This is a genomic window from Haloarcula litorea, from assembly GCF_029338195.1.
Taxonomy (GTDB): domain Archaea; phylum Halobacteriota; class Halobacteria; order Halobacteriales; family Haloarculaceae; genus Haloarcula; species Haloarcula litorea.
Window position 1 is genome coordinate 3,071,857 of record NZ_CP119779.1, and the last position, 15,612, is coordinate 3,087,468.

The following is a 15,612-nucleotide window of genomic DNA, read 5'->3' on the forward strand; positions in this document are numbered from 1 at the left end:
GGTTGGGGTCCCCGCTCGAATGAATCCACCGACTAGCTGGTGGTCACGCGCCAGGTCGTCGACCGAGCGCGGCCCCACTTCTCGATCTCCACCTCGTCGGCCTCCTCGGCGAGTCGGGGGAGTCGGGCACCGACCTGCTTCGACGAGAGGCCGATCTGGGAGGCGATGTTCTTCGCGCGGAAGTAGCTCTCCCCACGGGACACCTGGTCGCGGAGGAACTCCAGGATGCGCCGGTCCTCCTCACTGAACTCGCCCATATCCGAGCTACGTGTTCTGTGTTATTAACGGTTCGTCTTGCGCGCGCCTCAGGCGTCGTAGGCGTGGACGGCGACGATCGCGAGACACGCGCCGAAGACGGCGACGCCGAACGCGATCCCGCTGTTGGCGAGCAGGCCCGTCGTCTCCAGTTCCTGTGCGTGCCGTATCGCGTAGGTGTAGCTCGTGATCCCGGTCACGGCGGCACCGGCGACGGCGACGAGCCCGAACAGCAGTCCCAGTCCGAGCCCCATATCGGTGTGCGACTCCGTAGCCATACCCCGATCTATCGGAGTCGCGCACTTAGTTCATTCGGGCTGGCTCGCCGCCCTCGGCCGAGCCACAGGGCATTTACCACATACTGAGAAACGGGCAACCGATGCTAGGACTCGGCCGGCTGAAGATCGTCGGCGTCGTCGTTCTGGTCCTCGGGCTGGCCGCCGGCGGGGCGTTCGCCCTCGGCGTGCTCGGCGTCCCGAGCGTCGAAGGCGTCCAGAACCACTTCGCCGGCGTCTCCGACGAGACGACGACGGTCCACACGAACCTCACGGTCAACAACCCCAATCCCGTCGGGGTCTCGCTGGGCGGGACGGCGGTCAACTACACGGTGTCGATGAACGACGTCCCCATCGCCAGCGGCGACAAGCAGGGACTCAGTCTCTCGACGGGCAACACCACCATCCCGTTCTCGACGCGGATGCGCAACGAACAGATCCCGGCGTGGTGGCACACCCACATCGAGAACGGCGAGACGACGCGGGTCCTGATCGACGCGCAAGTGACCTCGTCGCTGGCCGGCGGCCGGTCCGTGTCGCTGACGCAGGACGAGACCATCGAGACGGACATCGTCGGTCAGTTCAACTCCTCGGAGACGCGACCGGTCGACGCGAACCAGCCGCTGATCTCCGACCCGGTGCTGTACATCAACGAGACCAGCGGGTCGTGGGACCGGGCGAACCTCACCGAGTCCGAGACGCCGATGGACCTCGACTTCACGGTGTACAACCCCAAGTCCTACCCCTACACGGTCTCGAAGATCGGCTACACGGTCTCGATGAACGACGTCACCGTCGGCGACGGCGAGACTGAGAAAGGGTACACGATCGGACCGGGCGAGACCGAGACCATCGAAGCCGACACCGTCATCCGGAACGACCGCCTCGACGAGTGGTGGGTCACCCACCTGGAGCGCAATCAGGTAACCGACCTCTACATCGACTTCTACTTCGTGCTGGAGGGCGGCGGCGAGTCGTTCCGGATCGACTCCGACGCCATCGACTATCAGAAGACCATCGAGACGGACATCTTCGGCAACAAGGCCGAGTACCCGACCGGGACGAACGGCAGTGACGGGTCCGGGAGCGGGGACGACGCCGAGGACGGGTCCGGGAGCGAGTCGACAGCGACGGAGACGGAGACGGCGACCGAGACCGACGACGGTGGCCTCCTCGGTGGCGACGACGGGACGGCGACCGACGGCGACGGGTCGGCCGAGACGGCCACGGCGACGAGCACCGAGACCGCGACGGCCACGGAGACCGCGACCCCGACGGACGACGGCGGATCGACGGCGACCGAGACCGACGACGGGATCCTCTCGCTGGCGGTCTGACCGGCTCCGCTACTCGACCCGGATCGCGACCAGCGACATCCCGCCTCCGATCGCGTCGTCGAGCGCCGTCCGGAGTTCGCCGGCGGTCGTCGGCTCGTACCCCTCGATCCCGAAGCTCTCGGCGAAGGTCACGAGGTCCGGGTTCGTGAGCGCGGTGCCGGTCGACTCGCCGCGGTGGGACTCCTGTTTCTCGGAGATGAGCCCGTAGTCGTCGTCGACGAAGACGACGACCGTGAACGCACAGTCCAGCCGCGTGGCGGTCTCGATCTCCGCGGCGTTCATCAGGAACCCGCCGTCGCCGGTCGCCACGACGACCTCGCCGTCGACGGCGAGGTCCGCCGCCAGGCCGCCGGGAACGGCGATGCCCATCGACGCCAGCCCGTTCGAGACGATGCAGGTGTTGGGCTCGTAGGTCGGGAAGTTCTGGGCGATGGCCATCTTGTGGCTGCCCACGTCGGAGACGAGGACGTCCGCGGGGGCCATCAGCTCCCGGAGCACCGGCACCACGTCGCGGACCGTGAACGGGGCCTCGCCGGACGGTTCGCGGTCCACGTCCGCGACGATGTGGTCCCGGAGGTCCGCGTACCAGTCAGTGTCGAACGAGGGGCGCGTGTCCTCGTACCAGTCGGTCAGCGCGGCCAGCGTCTCCCCGATGTCGGCGACGACCTCCACCTCGGGGTTGTACGCCTCGTAGACCTCCGCCGGCTGGCTGTCGACGTGGACGATGGCGGCGTCGCCGTGGCCCCAGTCGGCGGGGTCGTGCTCGGCGATGTCGTAGCCGACGGTCACCACGAGGTCGGCCTCGTCGATGGCGTCGGCGGCCTCGCCGTGGGCCCCGGAGTCCAGCGTCATCAGGGAGTGCTCGTCGGCGTCGGAGACCGCGCCCTTGCCCATGTACGTCGAGGCGACCGGGAGGTCCGTCGCCGAGACGAACGCCCGGAGTTGCTCGGCGGCGTCGGTCCGGACGGCCCCGTTGCCGGCGATGACTAGCGGCCGCTCGGCGGCGGCCAGCAGGGACTGCACCCGCTCCAGGGTCTCGTCGTCGGGCGCGCCCACCCGGACCCGCTCGCGGGTCGGGAGCGGTTCGACCTCGGTCTCCTCGGCGGCCACGTCCTCGGGGAGCTCGAGGTGGGTCGCGCCGGGCTTCTCGAGTTCGGCCAGCTTGAACGCCTTGCGGACGGACTCGTGGACGATGTCCGGGTCGTTGAGCTGGGTGTTCCACTTCGTGATGGGCTCGAAGAGGCCGATGACGTCGATCGCCTGGTGGCTCTCCTTGTGGAGCCGTTCGAGCCCGCCCTGGGCGGTGATGGCGACCAGCGGGCTCTTGTCGAGGTGGGCGTCGGCGATGCCGGTCAGGAGGTTCGTCGCGCCGGGGCCGAGCGTCGAGAGACAGACCCCCGCGTCGCCGGTCAGGCGGCCGTGGACGTCGGCCATGAACGCCGCGCCCTGTTCGTGGCGGACCGGGACGAACGTCACGTCCGAGTCCCGCATCGAGAACAGGACGTCCTCCGTCTCCTCGCCGGGGAGCCCGAAGACGTGGTCGACCCCCTCGCGTTCGAGGCAGGCCACCAGCAGGTCCGACGCCCGCATCTACTCCACCCACACCGTCTTCCGGTTGACGAACTCGCGGATGCCCGCCCCCGACAGCTCGCGGCCGTAGCCGGAGTCCTTGACGCCGCCGAAGGGGACCCGCGGGTCGGACTTGACGAGCTGATTGACGTACGTGCAGCCGGCGTCGATCCGTCTCGCCACGCGCTCCCCGCGGTCCCGGTCCTCGGTCCAGACGCTCGCGCCGAGGCCGAACTCCGTGTCGTTGGCCTTCTCGATCGCGGCGGCCTCGTCGTCGACCTCGTAGACGGCCGCGGCGGGGCCGAACACCTCCTCGCTGTCGGCCGGACAGCCTTCCGGCACGTCCACCAGTACCGTCGGCGGGTAGAACGCGCCCTCGCGGTCCATCGGCTCGCCGCCGGTCAGGACCTCCGCACCGGCGTCGACGCTCTCGCTGACCTGCTCGTGGAGGTCCTCGAGCAGTCCCTCGCGGGCCTGCGGGCCGACGTCGGTGTCCTCGTCCATCGGGTCGCCGACGGTCAGGGACTCCACCTCCTCGACGAACCGGTCGAGGAACTCGTCGTAGACGTCGGTGTGGACGACGAACCGCTTGGCGGCGATACAGGACTGGCCGCTGTTGAGGTTGCGCGCCCACGCACCGGTCTCCGCGGCGGCCGCGACGTCGGCGTCGTCGAGCACCACGAACGGGTCGCTGCCGCCGAGTTCCAGCACCGTCTTCTTCAGTTGCTCGCCGGCGGTCGAGGCCACCGACCGGCCGGCCGGGCCGCTGCCGGTCAGCGTCGCCGCCCGCACCCGGTCGTCCTCGAGAATCCCGTCGACGAGGTCCGAACCGACGAGCAGCGACTGGAACACGTCGTCCGGGTAGCCCGCCTCCTCGAACACCTCCTCGATGGCTATCGCACACTCGGGGACGTTCGAGGCGTGTTTCAGCAGGCCGACGTTGCCGGCGGTGAGGTAGGGCGCGGCGAAGCGGAACACCTGCCAGAACGGGAAGTTCCAGGGCATCACCGCCAGTACCGGGCCGAGCGGCTCGTAGACCGTCCGGACCTCGGCCTCGGGGGGACTGGGGTGGCCCTCCGGAGCGAGGTACTCGCTGGCGTGTTCGGCGTAGTGGTCACACGCCCACGCGCACTTCTCGACCTCGTCGCGGGCCTGGGAGATGGGCTTGCCCATCTCCCTCGTCATCGTCTCCGCGTAGTCGTCCCGGTTCTCCCGGAGGACCTCTGCGGCGTCGGCGAGCAACCCCGTCCGCTCCCGGAGCGGTCGGTCCCGCCAGTCCTCGAAGGCGTCGGCGGCCCCGTCGAGCGCGTCGTCGACGTCGCTCGCCGAGTGCTCCTCGTAGCTTTCGATCTGCTCGCCCGTGGCCGGGTTCGTCGCGTCCATAGTGACCGGTTCGACTGCGATCGGGATAAGCGCGGGCCTGGCAGTCACCGCGGGTCGAGAACGGGCCCCGTCGAGACTACTGGATCGTCGTGTGCTCGGACTCCTCGTCCAGGGCGAGGTTGGTCGCGATCTCGGCGTTCCGCACCGCGTACTCGGCGGTCTGCTGGAGACTGACCAGCACCTCGCGGACTTCGAGCAGGCTCTGGTTGTCCATCTCCGGGAGGTCGTCGAGGATGTCGTGTTCCTTGTCGCCGATGTCGTCGTACCGCTCCTTGACCGTGATGGCGGTGTCGTAGTCCCGGTCGACGGCGGCCTGGACCGCCAGCGCGGTGATCTCGTTGACCTCGTCGGTGAAGTCCCGGATGCGACGCATCGTCGAGCTGTCGACGTCCAGCGAGTGGTCGGTCGCCTCCAGCGCGATCTCCGCGATGTCCTCGGCGTTGTCGGCGGTGAGTTCGAGGTTCTTGGCGATGGAGCGGTAGCCGATGAGCGGGAACCCGTCCTGGAGGCCGACGGCGCGTGCGAGGTTGGGGTTCTGGTAGGCCGTGAAGATGAGGCGAAGCAGGAGCACGAAGATCTTGTTGGCCTGGCGCTCACGGTTCAGCGCCCGCTGTGCGAGGTCGGGGTTGCCGTGGGCCAGTGCCTTCACGGCCTCGTTTCGCATCGTCGACCCGGTCGACTCCAGCCGTTCCAGGAGATTGTCGAGCGTGAAGTCCTCCGGGTCGACGGAACACCGGATTGTGATGGTGTCGGGCGTCTCCTCGATGACGCCCAGCCCCATCAGCTGGGTCTCGGCGTTGTAGACCGCGTTGATGTGGTCGGACTCGAGGGTGCCGCCCTCCGGGGCTTCCACGTGGATGATCCGCCGGCCGAGGACGTACTGTGCGACGATGGCCCGCTCGACGGCGTCGGCGCTGAGGTCTTCGGCGTGGATGATTGCCTCGGACTCCTCGGTCTGGACGGACTCGGGCATCACCGTCAGCGTCCCCTTGCTCCCCATCCGCAGGGACACCTCGTCGCCCTTCTCGACGTCGTGTTCGCTGGCCCACTCCGCCGGCAGCGTCATCGCCAGCGTCGACGGCCCCAGTCGCTGGACTTTCCGCGTTTCCATACACCCTTTGTCGGACGGGACCGACCTTAATCTTGACTATACACCAATTATTACTCGAACGCGAATACAATCACGCGATCGGTCGGACGGTCCCTCGACGGGCGGTCACGCGACCACCTCGACCAGGCGGCGCTCGTAGCGGCCCACGCGGACCTTCGTCCAGCCCGCGAGTTCGGCGTCGAGGTCGGGATCGCCGGTGTCGACCCGCAGCGTTCCGACGTCGTCCAGTTTCGAGCGGGAGGCGACCACCTCGACCGTCGACCGGCGGATGACCGCCGGCGAGATCTGCTGATTGCCGCGGCCGAAGACGAACCCCTGGCCGCCGATCGGCGAGACGACGACGACGTTCTCCTCGCCCAGCGCGTCGAGGATCTCGGACTCGCCCGCGTCCCGGACCAACGGCTCGCCGTCGCGCCACACGTCGACGCCCAGCGCGGTGCCGTCGAACCCCAGTCGTTCTTTCACCGCTCCGACGGTGCTGCCCGGCCCGAGGACGTAGGTGACGCCCTCCCGGACGCTCTCGGCGACCCCCTCGGCGAGCGTCTCGACGGTGCCGCCGCCGAGCTGCTTCGCGGACTGGCGCTGGTCGGCGACGGGGACCGTGGCGACGGCCCGGAGTTCGGTGACGACCTCCCCGCCGCGGAAGGCGTCCTCGTCGACGTCGTTGACCTCCGCGGGCTCCGTCTCGGAGAACGTCGCGACGATGCGGCCGGCGGCCCGCGGCGAGACGCCGAACACGGAGGAGTACACCTTGACGCCCGCGGGGACGCCCAGCATCGGCGTCTCCGCGTCGAGGTCGTCCAGCGTCTCGGCCACGTCCGCGGCGGTGCCGTCGCCGCCGACGAACAGCACGACGTCGACGCCCCGGTCCACGAACGCGCGCACGGCCTCGCGGGTGTCCGCGCTCGTCGTCGCGTCGCGGTCCCCCGGCGCTCCCACCACCTCGGGGTCGAAGCCGGCGTCCCGGGCGACCGACTCGCCCATCGGATCGCCGTAGGTGACGATCGACACGTCCTCTCCGCTGTCGGCGACGGCACGGAGGGCCTCCCCGGCCCGGTCCGGTGCGCGCGGCTCCGCGCCCCGCTCGCGCGCCTCCGCGACCTTCCCGTCGGTCCCCTTCAGCCCCACGCGACCCCCCATCCCGGCGATGGGGTTGACGACGACACCGATCCGGCGCATAGCCGCCGTTGGACGGCCGGCGGCAAAAGCCACCCGGGAACGTGCCTTTCAAGCCACCGGCCACAGAAGCCCGGGGTATGTACCAACTACTCCAGGCCGGCGTCCAGACCGGGATCATCAACCTCGCCGGCGCGGTCCTGACCGTCGGAGGACTCGCGCTGACCGCGGCGTGGCTGCTCTACCTCTACCGCTGAGCGCCCGACGGCGGCCCGCGCCTCCGCTCACTCCTCGTCCGGCTGTTCGACCCGCTCGCGGAGCCACGCGGCCGCGTCCTCGGCCACCGTCTCGTCGGGGCTCTCGAACCGGACGGTGACGTGGTCGCCGGGGTAGCTCCCCACCTTCACCGGGAACCGCTCCTGGACGTCCGCGAGCCGGTCCAGCAGTGCGCTCTCCGGTTCGTCGGCGTCGACGGTGACGACGTGGGTCTGTTCGCCGCTGAACTCCTCGGCCACCGCCGCGAACATCCGCTTCATCTCCGCGGGGACGCCCGGTAGGACGTAGCAGTTCTCGACGACACAGCCGGGGGCGACCCCCTCGTGGTTCGGCAGGACGCGGCTCCCCTCGGGCACGTCGCCGGTGCCGTCGGTCAGGTCCTCGCGGGCGTAGCCGCCCTCCTCTTCGAGCCACGCCAGCGCCTCCTCGCTCTCGACGACCTCGCGCCCGAACGCCGCGGCCACGCCGTCGACGGTCACGTCGTCGTGAGTCGGACCGAGGCCGCCGGTGACGATCACGGCGTCGTAGTCGGCGTGGTACTCGTTGACGACCCGAGCGATGTCGGCGATCCGGTCGGGGACGACGGTGACCCGCTCGACGGTGACGCCGCGCTCGGCCAACTGGTCGCCCAGCCAGGCGGCGTTGGTGTTGACCGTCTCGCCGGCGAGCAGTTCGTCCCCGACCGTGACCACCGCGACACGCATAGCGCGGGCTACGGGGGCGGAACTGAAATACTGTCGGTCCGGAGTGGGTTCGAGCGCGCCCCCGCTACCGCATCCCCGGCGGCGGGCCGTCGTCGCCGAAGTCGTCGTCATAGTCCTCCTCCTCCAGGTCGACGCCGGCCTCCTTCCGACGCCGTTTGACCGCCTGGAGCTGTCGGTAGTAGTACAGCGTCCCGACGGTGCCGACGACGACGGCGACGGCGGCCAGCCCGCCGAAGATGAGCAGGTCCCGTTCGAGGTAGTACCGGACCTGGAGGCCGCGGCTGTCGATCCCCTCCGGCCAGCGGACGGTCATCCGGTCGGTCGCCTCGTCGACGTCGGTCTCGTACCCGCCGGGACTGACCTGCGAGAGCAGCGGGATGCCGACCCGGGCCCCGGGCGGCAGCGTCACGGCGTAGGTCGCGCCGTCGAGGTGGGTCGGCGTCGCGAACGTCTTGCCGTTGCGCGGCGCGCTGTAGGCGATCTGCCCGGAGACGTTGCCGTCGCCGGGGAGCCGGATCGTCGTCCGCTGGCGCGTCCGGTTGGCACCCAGCGAGGAGTTGCTCGGGCCGACGACGGTGCCGTTCTCGAAGCGGAACCGGAGCGCGCTGATCGGGACGGACCGCTCCCGGCCGAGGCCGTCACGGTCGTACACCTCGAGTGTCGCGTTGCTGTCGACTGCGTAGATCGCCTGGTACGACGAGCGGTTGACGAGGACGGTCACGTCCGCGTCGGTGTCCCAGTCGTACGTGGCCGACTGATTGAGCTGCTCCTGGTCGACGGGATCGGGGCCGGTGATGGCGCTGCAGCCCCCGAGCGCGACGAGAGCGAGGACGGCGACGAGAGCGAGGTGGCGGCGGTGCATACTAGGGAACGACGGCGAGCAGTTCCGCGGGCATGTACTGACCGATGTCGGACAGCAGGCCCGGCGCGTCGGTGTCGGGGTTGCAGACGATGCTCTGTTCGAGGAGCCCCAGCCGCTCGACGGTGACGATGTCCTGGGCGTGGCCGGCGCGGTTGACCGTCGCGCGGGCCTCCGAGCGGGTGACGCTGTTGGCGTTCACGCGGCCGTTGCCGCGCGACCAGTCGTAGAGGCGGTCGACCTCCTCGTCGGCCAGGCGCGGGTCGTCGCCGGCGACGAACCGCAGCGGGAGGTGCTGGACCAGGCCGAACCGGGTCCGGATCTGCGCGGGCGTCCCCTGCCCGAGGTCCAGGTTCTCGGCGGGGACGCGGACCGTCTCGCCGTGGCCGACGTCGAGCTCGAACCCGTCGTCGTCCCAGTGTTCGAGCGTGCCGACGTACACCTCGCCGTCTTCGCGGTGGGGCGTGATCTCGCCGAACTCCTCCCGGAGGAGGTTCCGAGCCACCGTCGCGTCGGGGCCGTCGACGGTCACGCTGGGGAACTCGTCGTCGCGGACGCCGACGTCGAAGGTGACGTCGAGGTCGCCGAGTCGGTCGGTGACCAGGCCGCGGAGGCCGTCGAGTGTTCGCTCCCGGGCGTCGCCCGAGACGTACACTTTGGATGCGAGGACGACCATCAGGCCTCGGCGTCCACGTCGACGTTCAGTTCGTCGCGCAGCGCCTCGATGCGGTCCTCCATCGCGGTGACGAGGCGGGTGTTCTCCATCGCTTCGACCTGGTTGCCACACTCGGGGCACTCGAAACCGTACTCCATCGCCTCGCCGAACTCGAAGCGGATGCCACAGTGCTCACAGAGGTAGAACTCGTGGTTGCGCTCGTACTCGCGGCGCTCTTCGAGGCCGTCGAGCAGGCGCTGCATCTCGCCTTCGAGCTGCTCGGGGATCTCGTCGTACTCGAAGGTCCAGAGGTAGGTGAGCCAGCCCGAGTCCTCGTCCCGCAACCGGCGGTAGGAGGCCAGGTCGTTCTCGTAGAGGATAAAGAGCGCACGGCGGACGTCGTTGAGTTCCAGGCCCAACTCCTCGGCGAGTTCCTCGTCGGTCACTTCGCCGTCCGGCGGCGCGGCGGCGACCGGCATCCCCTTCGGTCCGACCAGCTCGTGGAGGTACTTCTGTATCACGGGGTCCTCCAGGAGTTCCTCGAAAGCCATTAGCGGGCACTCGGGGGGTGACGCGGTTAAAACCATCGGGTCGTTCGCTGACGCTCACGACCCGTGGATCGCAGACGCGGGGCGTTCGCTCACCCCCGGCTCACTCGCCGACGTCCTCGTCGTCCGGATCGACGACGCGCTTGCCGGTCTCCATCGGGACCACGACGCGGTCGGGGTCCTCCCACTCCCGGTCGAGCTCTCGGCCCTCGAACAGGCGGTCCAGCGTGACCGCCAGCGAGGCCACCTCGGAGTGGGGCTGGTTCGTGACGCCGACGTTGTAGTCGGCCCGCTCGTACACCTCGAAGGGCACCTTCTCCGCGCCGACGACGAGCAGGAGCGGCCCCGCCTCGTGGGCCGCTCGCAGGTCGTCCTCCACGTCCTGGATCGGCTCGCCGTACATCGTCAGGTGGGCGACGGTGCCCTCGAAGTTCCGGATGAACCCCTTCGGTTCGTCGGTGGTCTCGACGGCGAAGGGGCCGCCGAACCGCTCGGTGATGTCGACGATGGTGTCGGTCCGGTCCCGTGCCGACCCGGCCATCACGACGCGGTCGGCACCCAGTGCACGCGCCGTCAGCCCGACGTGAGTGGTCATCCGCTCGTCGCGGCCGGGCCGGTGCCCGAGGCGCAACACCACGACCGCCTCGCCGTCTCTCATCCGTCCCTCGCGGCTTCGATAGCGTCCCGGACCGGTGGGTACGCGACCTCGCTCCACTCGACGCTCTCGCCGTCGACGAGCACCGTCGGAGTCGCCTGGATACCGCGGTCCATCGCTGCCTGTCGATCCGCCTCGATGGTCGGGTCGTAGATGCGACCCGTCGCGGCCCGCCGGACCTCGTCGCCCTCGGCGTCCAGACCGTCGGTCAGGTCGGCGTAGGCGTCCGGCCCGAGGCCGTCCTGGTTCTCGAACAGCCGCTTGGAGTAGGTGAAGTAGGCCTCGTCGCCGGCCTGGGCCTGGACCGACCGGGCGGCGTTGGCGGCCTGCCAGGAGGCGGTGGCGTCGACGGGGATCGGGAGGTCGTGGAACTCGTAGCGGACGAGTCCGTCCGCGAGGAAGTCCGCCGCCACCTCCGGGTAGACCTGCAGCGAGTACGTTGCACAGTGGGGACAGGCGTAGTCCTCGAAGACGGCGACGGTCACGTCGGCGTCGGGGTCGCCGGCGACGGGCGCGGGGAGGGGTTGTCCCTCCGCCGTCGGCACCGCGCTCCCGCCGGCGTCGGAGGACGGCCCGCCGAGACAGCCGGCGGTGGCCGCGACGGCGGCCAGTCCGCTCGTCAGAAACGCACGACGGCTGTGACTGCTCATAGCCGTACCGTGGCCACGGGAGCTATAAAACCCCGTTGGCATCCCGGGACCGGAACCATATTGCCGCCGCGTCCGACAGTCCGGATATGCACCTCGAAGGGAAACGGATCGTCGTCGCCGGTGGCGCGGGGTTCATCGGCTCGCACCTCGTCGAGGAACTGGTCGCCGACAACGACGTCGTGGTCGTCGACGACTTCTCGAACGGCCGCGCGGAGTGGGTCCACGACGACGCCGAGCTCCGCGACGGCGACCTGACCGACGAGGCCGTCGTCGCGGACGCGGTCACGGAGTCGGTCGACCTCGTGGTCCACCTCGCGGCCTCGAAGCTCGTCGACACCGACACGCCGCGCCGGCAGTTCGAGGCCAACAGCGACATCACCTACAACCTCCTCGAACGGATGGACGCGGTCGGGGTCGACAACGTCGTGTTTACGTCGTCATCGACCGTATACGGCGAGGCCCCCCGGCCGACCCCCGAGGACTACGCGCCGCTGGAACCCATCAGCGTGTACGGGGCCACGAAACTGGCCGAGGAGTCGCTGCTCTCGACGTACGCCCACAGCCACGACGTCCAGTCGTGGGTGTTCCGGTTCGCCAACATCGTCGGGCCGCGCCTCCGCGGGGCCGTGATCCCGGACTTCGTCGAGAAGCTCCGGGACGATCCGACGTCGCTGACCATCCTCGGCGACGGCCGCCAGCAGAAGTCGTACATGCACGTCTCCGAGTGCGTCGCGGCGATGCAGTACGCCGTGGAACACGCCGACGGTGCACACAACGTCTTCAACCTCGGGACGCGGACGACCACCTCGGTCGACCGCATCGCCGACATCGTCGCCGACGAGCTCGGCGTCGACCCCGAGTACGAGTACACGGGCGGGGACCGCGGCTGGACCGGCGACGTCCCCCGGATGCGGCTCTCGATCGACAAGCTGGCGGCGCTGGGCTGGGAGCCCGAACAGTCCAGCGACGACGCGGTCCGACAGTCCGCCCGGGAACTGATCGCCGAACTCTAGGGCGCGAACGTCCCGGTCAGTTTCGCCTTGCCGAGGAGGTGGCCCTCCGCGGCGTCGTAGAGGTCGTCCTTGGTCGCGCTCGGGTCCAGACCGAGCGTCGTGTCCAGCGCGTACAGCAGGAACCGGTAGGTGTGTTCGCTGTCCGGTGGGTTCGGGCCGCCCCACCCCGTCTCGCCGAAGTCGTTCTGCCCCTCGACAGCGCCCTCGGGGGTCGTCCCCGCGGAGAGCTCCCCCACGTCCGGCGGGATGTTCCAGAGCAGCCAGTGGTCCCAGACCTTCCCGGCCGGCTCCCTCGCGTCGGGGTCGTCGACGATGAGGAGGAGAGACGCCGTCCCGTCGGGGACGTTCTCGACGGTCAGCGGCGGGCTGACGTTGGCGTCGGCGTAGCCGTGTTCCTCGGGGATCCGGCCGCCCGCTTCGAACGCCGGACTTGTGAGTTCGAGTCCGCCCATAGCCAACGGTTCACGCCCCACGGACAAAAACGTCGTCCCGGCATCCATTTGGTCGTCCGCCGCCAACCGCGTCGCGTGCAGGTCGTCGGGTACCGCCCACGCGTCGAGGACCACGCCGCGCTCCTGCTGGCCAGCGACGGCGCGGTCACGGTCGAGCGACTGACCCCGGGGACCGCCCTCTCGTACGGACTGGGCGACCGGCGCTGCGCCGGGGCCGTCGACGGCGACCGCCACTACGGCTGTGACGACCCCGACGCGCCGTACTGTCCGGAACACACCTCCCGGTGGCCCTGTGCCAGGTGTACCGGCGACTGCGACAAACCGATCGACGCCTGCGACGAGGAACACGCCGTCTACCTCGCCGCCTTCGCCCCCGACACGGTGAAGGTCGGCGTCACCCGATCCTGGCGGCTGGAGACGCGGCTGCGCGAGCAGGGAGCCGACCGGGCCGCCCACCTGCGGACCGTCGCCGACGGCCGCATCGCCCGGCAGGTCGAGGCCGACATCGCGACCGAACTGGGCGACCGGGTGCGCGTCCCGACGAAGATCGCTGGCCTCGACGAGCGGGTCGACGACGCGTTCTGGTCGGACCTCTGTGCGGAGTACGATCCGTTGTCGACCCGCGAGTTCGACTACGGGCTCGCCCTCCCCGAGCGGCCGATAGCCGAGACGCTGGCGACCGGGACGGTCCGGGGGACCAAGGGACGGGTCGCCGTCCTCGACAACAACGGCAGCACCTACGCCGTCGACCTCCGGGACCTCGTCGGCTACGAACTGACCGACGGCGACACCGACCGCGACCTCCAGTCGAGTCTCGGCGCGTTCGGCTGACCCCCCGTCGTCGCCGCCCGGCCCACACAAGACATATACTGCCGGCCCGTGGGCGTTCGCTCGTGCGACGCGAAGCCCTCCTCGCCGGCGGCATCGCCCTGCTCGCCCTGACGATGGCCGTCGCCGCGGCGGCGGTCCCCGGCGTCCTCTCGGAACCCACCGAGGACGTGCGCCCGAGCCACCTCGACGTGGGCGAACAGTACCTCGACGCCCACGACGTGTCGGGACAGACGGTGACGCTCTCGCTGTCGTCGCGGCTGACTCACCGCGGCGGCCCCGCGGAGAACGTCACGGTCGTCACGCGCGCGATCGACGCGCAGTCGGGCCTCGTCGAGACGACGGCGACACGGTCGCTGGGGACCGTCGAGGGGTCCCGCGACGTGCCGTTCACCACCAACGTCACCGTCGAGCGGGAGGGCGACTACGACATCGAGACCGTCGTCTACGCCGACGGCCGGCGCGTCACGCAGCGCGTGCGGAGCGTCCGGAACGTCGGCGCGCTGACGCCGGCCTACGCCCGGTCCAGCGTCACCTTCCACCGGTTCGAGAACACCGCGACGCCCCTGCGTGCGATCTCGTACCGCATCGACACGGTGGCGAACAACCGGACGACGCTGAACGTGACGGCCTACCTGACCAACACCGGCGACGATCCCGAGGGCGGCCTGACGCTCCGCCTGCGCGCCCGGCAGGCGGACTCGAACGTGATCGCCGACAGCGCGGCGCTGTCCGTCGGGCAGATCCGGCCGGGCCGGACGCGGACCGTCTCGACGACGCTGACGGTGCCCGACGGCTACAACTACTGGCTCGACGGCATCCTCCAGTCCGACGGCGTCATCGTCGGAACGGAGAGCGCGCCGGCGAACCTCGACCCGACCGAGACTTTGACGGCCAACGAGACCCGCCGCGACGTCGGATTCCAGTCGGGCGACTTCGCGGAGCGCGAGACGGAGATCGAGCGCGACCGGCCAGAGGCGACGACCGCCGGCGGCAGCGGCCCGGGCTTCACCGTCCTCGCGGCCCTCGTCGCCGTGCTCGTCGCCGTCGCGGCCCTCACACGGAGAGACCTATGAGCACCGACCAGTCCCCCGACACGACGGAACAGCACGGCGAACAGGCTCCCGACCCGCCGGACCCGGACGACGGGGCCGCCGAAGACGACGCGACCGGTGGGGCGGACGACGACCGCTCTGTCGCCGAGTACGTCCAGTGGGTCGCGCTGGGCGTCCTCGTCCTCGTCGCCGTGGTGGCGACGTTCCAGCTCTACTTCGCGGCGTCGGCAGCGATCGAGACGTTCGTGACGCGCCGCTACCGGCCGCTGTTCGTGGCGGGGTTCAACCTCGCGGTCCTGCTGGCCTGCGGGATCGGCGTCTCGGCGCTCGTGCGCCGGCTGACCTGACACGACAATCCTTTTCCCCGGGCCAGTCGAACCCCGGGGTATGGCAGACGACGAACCCGAGAACGCCGACGAGGCGGCCGAATCGAACGGCGACGACGGCGAGGAGAAGTCCTTCCGAGAGCGGGTCGAGGAGATCCGTCAGCAGCGCGCCGAGGAGCGCGAGGAGGGCGAAGAGGGCGAGATGAGCCGCGAGGAGCGGATGGAAGAGATGATGGGCGGCGGTGGCGGCCCCGGCGGGATGGGCGGCGGCAACCCCTTCGCGCAGATGATGGGCGGGATGATGGGCGGCGGCGGTCCCGGCGGCCCCGGCGGGATGGGCGGCGGGCCGCCCGGCCGCGGCCAGGAAGAAGCCGAGAGCGGGAGCGACAACGAGGAGCTCACCCGCGAGATCCGCAAGCTCCGCGACGAGGTCCACGACGTGCGGCGGTCGCTGGACCGCATCGCCGACGCGCTCGAGGACTGAGCCGGCGGCTGCTTCTCCGTCGCTTCGTCGACGACCGCGAGTTCGAACAGCCGCGGGTGCG

General features: G+C 70.1%; 19 protein-coding genes. 6 read left to right on the forward strand and 13 right to left on the reverse strand.

Annotation, left to right across the window (positions count from 1 at the left end):
* Nucleotides 1–32: 32 nt before the first annotated feature.
* Both P0592_RS16420 and P0592_RS16425 read right to left on the reverse strand, forming a co-directional pair.
* Nucleotides 33–257 carry a DUF7123 family protein gene (locus P0592_RS16420; protein ID WP_276271991.1) on the reverse strand — a complete coding sequence of 75 codons (225 nt, stop codon included), beginning with the start codon at nucleotides 255–257 and terminating at the stop codon, nucleotides 33–35.
* A 48-nt stretch (nucleotides 258–305) separates the two neighbouring features.
* Nucleotides 306–533, reverse strand: a complete 228-nt coding sequence (locus P0592_RS16425) for a DUF7525 family protein (protein ID WP_276271992.1) — start codon at nucleotides 531–533, stop codon at nucleotides 306–308.
* Nucleotides 534–634: 101 nt separating this feature from the next.
* Between P0592_RS16425 and P0592_RS16430 the strand changes: the two genes are divergently transcribed.
* Nucleotides 635–1,867 (forward strand): LEA/WHy family protein, encoded by a 1,233-nt coding sequence (locus P0592_RS16430; RefSeq protein ID WP_276271993.1) that lies wholly within the window; start codon nucleotides 635–637, stop codon nucleotides 1,865–1,867.
* 9 nt (nucleotides 1,868–1,876) lie between these two features.
* On the opposite strand, the gene P0592_RS16435 is transcribed toward P0592_RS16430, so the two are convergent.
* From P0592_RS16435 to P0592_RS16480, 10 genes are all read right to left on the reverse strand, one after another.
* Nucleotides 1,877–3,457, reverse strand: a complete 1,581-nt coding sequence (locus P0592_RS16435; protein WP_276271994.1) for an acetolactate synthase large subunit — start codon at nucleotides 3,455–3,457, stop codon at nucleotides 1,877–1,879.
* The gene (locus P0592_RS16440; protein ID WP_276271995.1) at nucleotides 3,458–4,819 is read right to left on the reverse strand and encodes an NAD-dependent succinate-semialdehyde dehydrogenase; all 1,362 of its coding nucleotides are present in this window, start codon (nucleotides 4,817–4,819) and stop codon (nucleotides 3,458–3,460) included. It lies immediately after the preceding gene.
* Nucleotides 4,820–4,895: 76 nt separating this feature from the next.
* Complete coding sequence (locus P0592_RS16445) at nucleotides 4,896–5,930, reverse strand: phosphate signaling complex PhoU family protein (RefSeq protein WP_276271996.1); 1,035 nt, start codon at nucleotides 5,928–5,930, stop codon at nucleotides 4,896–4,898.
* Nucleotides 5,931–6,035: 105 nt separating this feature from the next.
* Nucleotides 6,036–7,109, reverse strand: a complete 1,074-nt coding sequence (locus P0592_RS16450; RefSeq protein ID WP_276271997.1) for an ATP-NAD kinase family protein — start codon at nucleotides 7,107–7,109, stop codon at nucleotides 6,036–6,038.
* Nucleotides 7,110–7,330: 221 nt separating this feature from the next.
* The gene (locus P0592_RS16455; protein WP_276271998.1) at nucleotides 7,331–8,026 is read right to left on the reverse strand and encodes a competence/damage-inducible protein A; all 696 of its coding nucleotides are present in this window, start codon (nucleotides 8,024–8,026) and stop codon (nucleotides 7,331–7,333) included.
* A gap of 64 nt (nucleotides 8,027–8,090) precedes the next feature.
* Nucleotides 8,091–8,888: a DUF5803 family protein gene (locus tag P0592_RS16460; RefSeq protein WP_276271999.1), complete on the reverse strand. Its 798-nt coding sequence runs from the start codon at nucleotides 8,886–8,888 to the stop codon at nucleotides 8,091–8,093.
* 1 nt (nucleotide 8,889) lies between these two features.
* On the reverse strand, nucleotides 8,890–9,561 hold the full coding sequence (locus tag P0592_RS16465; protein ID WP_276272000.1) for a DUF2110 family protein: 672 nt from the start codon (nucleotides 9,559–9,561) through the stop codon (nucleotides 8,890–8,892).
* Nucleotides 9,561–10,091 (reverse strand): transcription factor E, encoded by a 531-nt coding sequence (gene tfe, locus P0592_RS16470; protein ID WP_276272001.1) that lies wholly within the window; start codon nucleotides 10,089–10,091, stop codon nucleotides 9,561–9,563. The genes P0592_RS16465 and tfe overlap by 1 nt, the downstream gene beginning before the upstream one ends.
* Before the next feature lie 100 nt (nucleotides 10,092–10,191).
* Complete coding sequence (locus tag P0592_RS16475) at nucleotides 10,192–10,746, reverse strand: tRNA (cytidine(56)-2'-O)-methyltransferase (RefSeq protein WP_276272002.1); 555 nt, start codon at nucleotides 10,744–10,746, stop codon at nucleotides 10,192–10,194.
* Nucleotides 10,743–11,393, reverse strand: coding sequence for a DsbA family protein (locus tag P0592_RS16480; RefSeq protein ID WP_276272003.1), 651 nt, complete (start codon nucleotides 11,391–11,393; stop codon nucleotides 10,743–10,745). Before P0592_RS16480 ends, P0592_RS16475 begins: the two co-directional genes overlap by 4 nt.
* Nucleotides 11,394–11,479: 86 nt before the next feature.
* On the opposite strand from P0592_RS16480, the gene P0592_RS16485 reads away from it, so the two are divergent.
* Nucleotides 11,480–12,406 (forward strand): NAD-dependent epimerase/dehydratase family protein, encoded by a 927-nt coding sequence (locus P0592_RS16485; protein ID WP_276272004.1) that lies wholly within the window; start codon nucleotides 11,480–11,482, stop codon nucleotides 12,404–12,406.
* On the opposite strand, the gene P0592_RS16490 is transcribed toward P0592_RS16485, so the two are convergent.
* Nucleotides 12,403–12,858: a YbhB/YbcL family Raf kinase inhibitor-like protein gene (locus tag P0592_RS16490; RefSeq protein ID WP_276272005.1), complete on the reverse strand. Its 456-nt coding sequence runs from the start codon at nucleotides 12,856–12,858 to the stop codon at nucleotides 12,403–12,405. The two genes, P0592_RS16485 and P0592_RS16490, sit on opposite strands and share 4 nt — an antisense overlap.
* A 75-nt stretch (nucleotides 12,859–12,933) precedes the next feature.
* Here P0592_RS16490 and P0592_RS16495 point away from each other — a divergent pair, with 75 nt between their 5' ends.
* The 4 genes from P0592_RS16495 to P0592_RS16510 all read left to right on the forward strand — a co-directional run bounded on the left by P0592_RS16495 (nucleotide 12,934) and on the right by P0592_RS16510 (nucleotide 15,551).
* Nucleotides 12,934–13,689 (forward strand): DUF2797 domain-containing protein, encoded by a 756-nt coding sequence (locus P0592_RS16495; protein ID WP_419181106.1) that lies wholly within the window; start codon nucleotides 12,934–12,936, stop codon nucleotides 13,687–13,689.
* A gap of 62 nt (nucleotides 13,690–13,751) precedes the next feature.
* Nucleotides 13,752–14,762: a DUF7490 domain-containing protein gene (locus tag P0592_RS16500; protein ID WP_276272007.1), complete on the forward strand. Its 1,011-nt coding sequence runs from the start codon at nucleotides 13,752–13,754 to the stop codon at nucleotides 14,760–14,762.
* Nucleotides 14,759–15,088, forward strand: coding sequence for a DUF8060 family membrane protein (locus P0592_RS16505; protein WP_276272008.1), 330 nt, complete (start codon nucleotides 14,759–14,761; stop codon nucleotides 15,086–15,088). Before P0592_RS16500 ends, P0592_RS16505 begins: the two co-directional genes overlap by 4 nt.
* Nucleotides 15,089–15,128: 40 nt before the next feature.
* Complete coding sequence (locus tag P0592_RS16510; RefSeq protein WP_276272009.1) at nucleotides 15,129–15,551, forward strand: hypothetical protein; 423 nt, start codon at nucleotides 15,129–15,131, stop codon at nucleotides 15,549–15,551.
* Nucleotides 15,552–15,612: the final 61 nt, after the last annotated feature.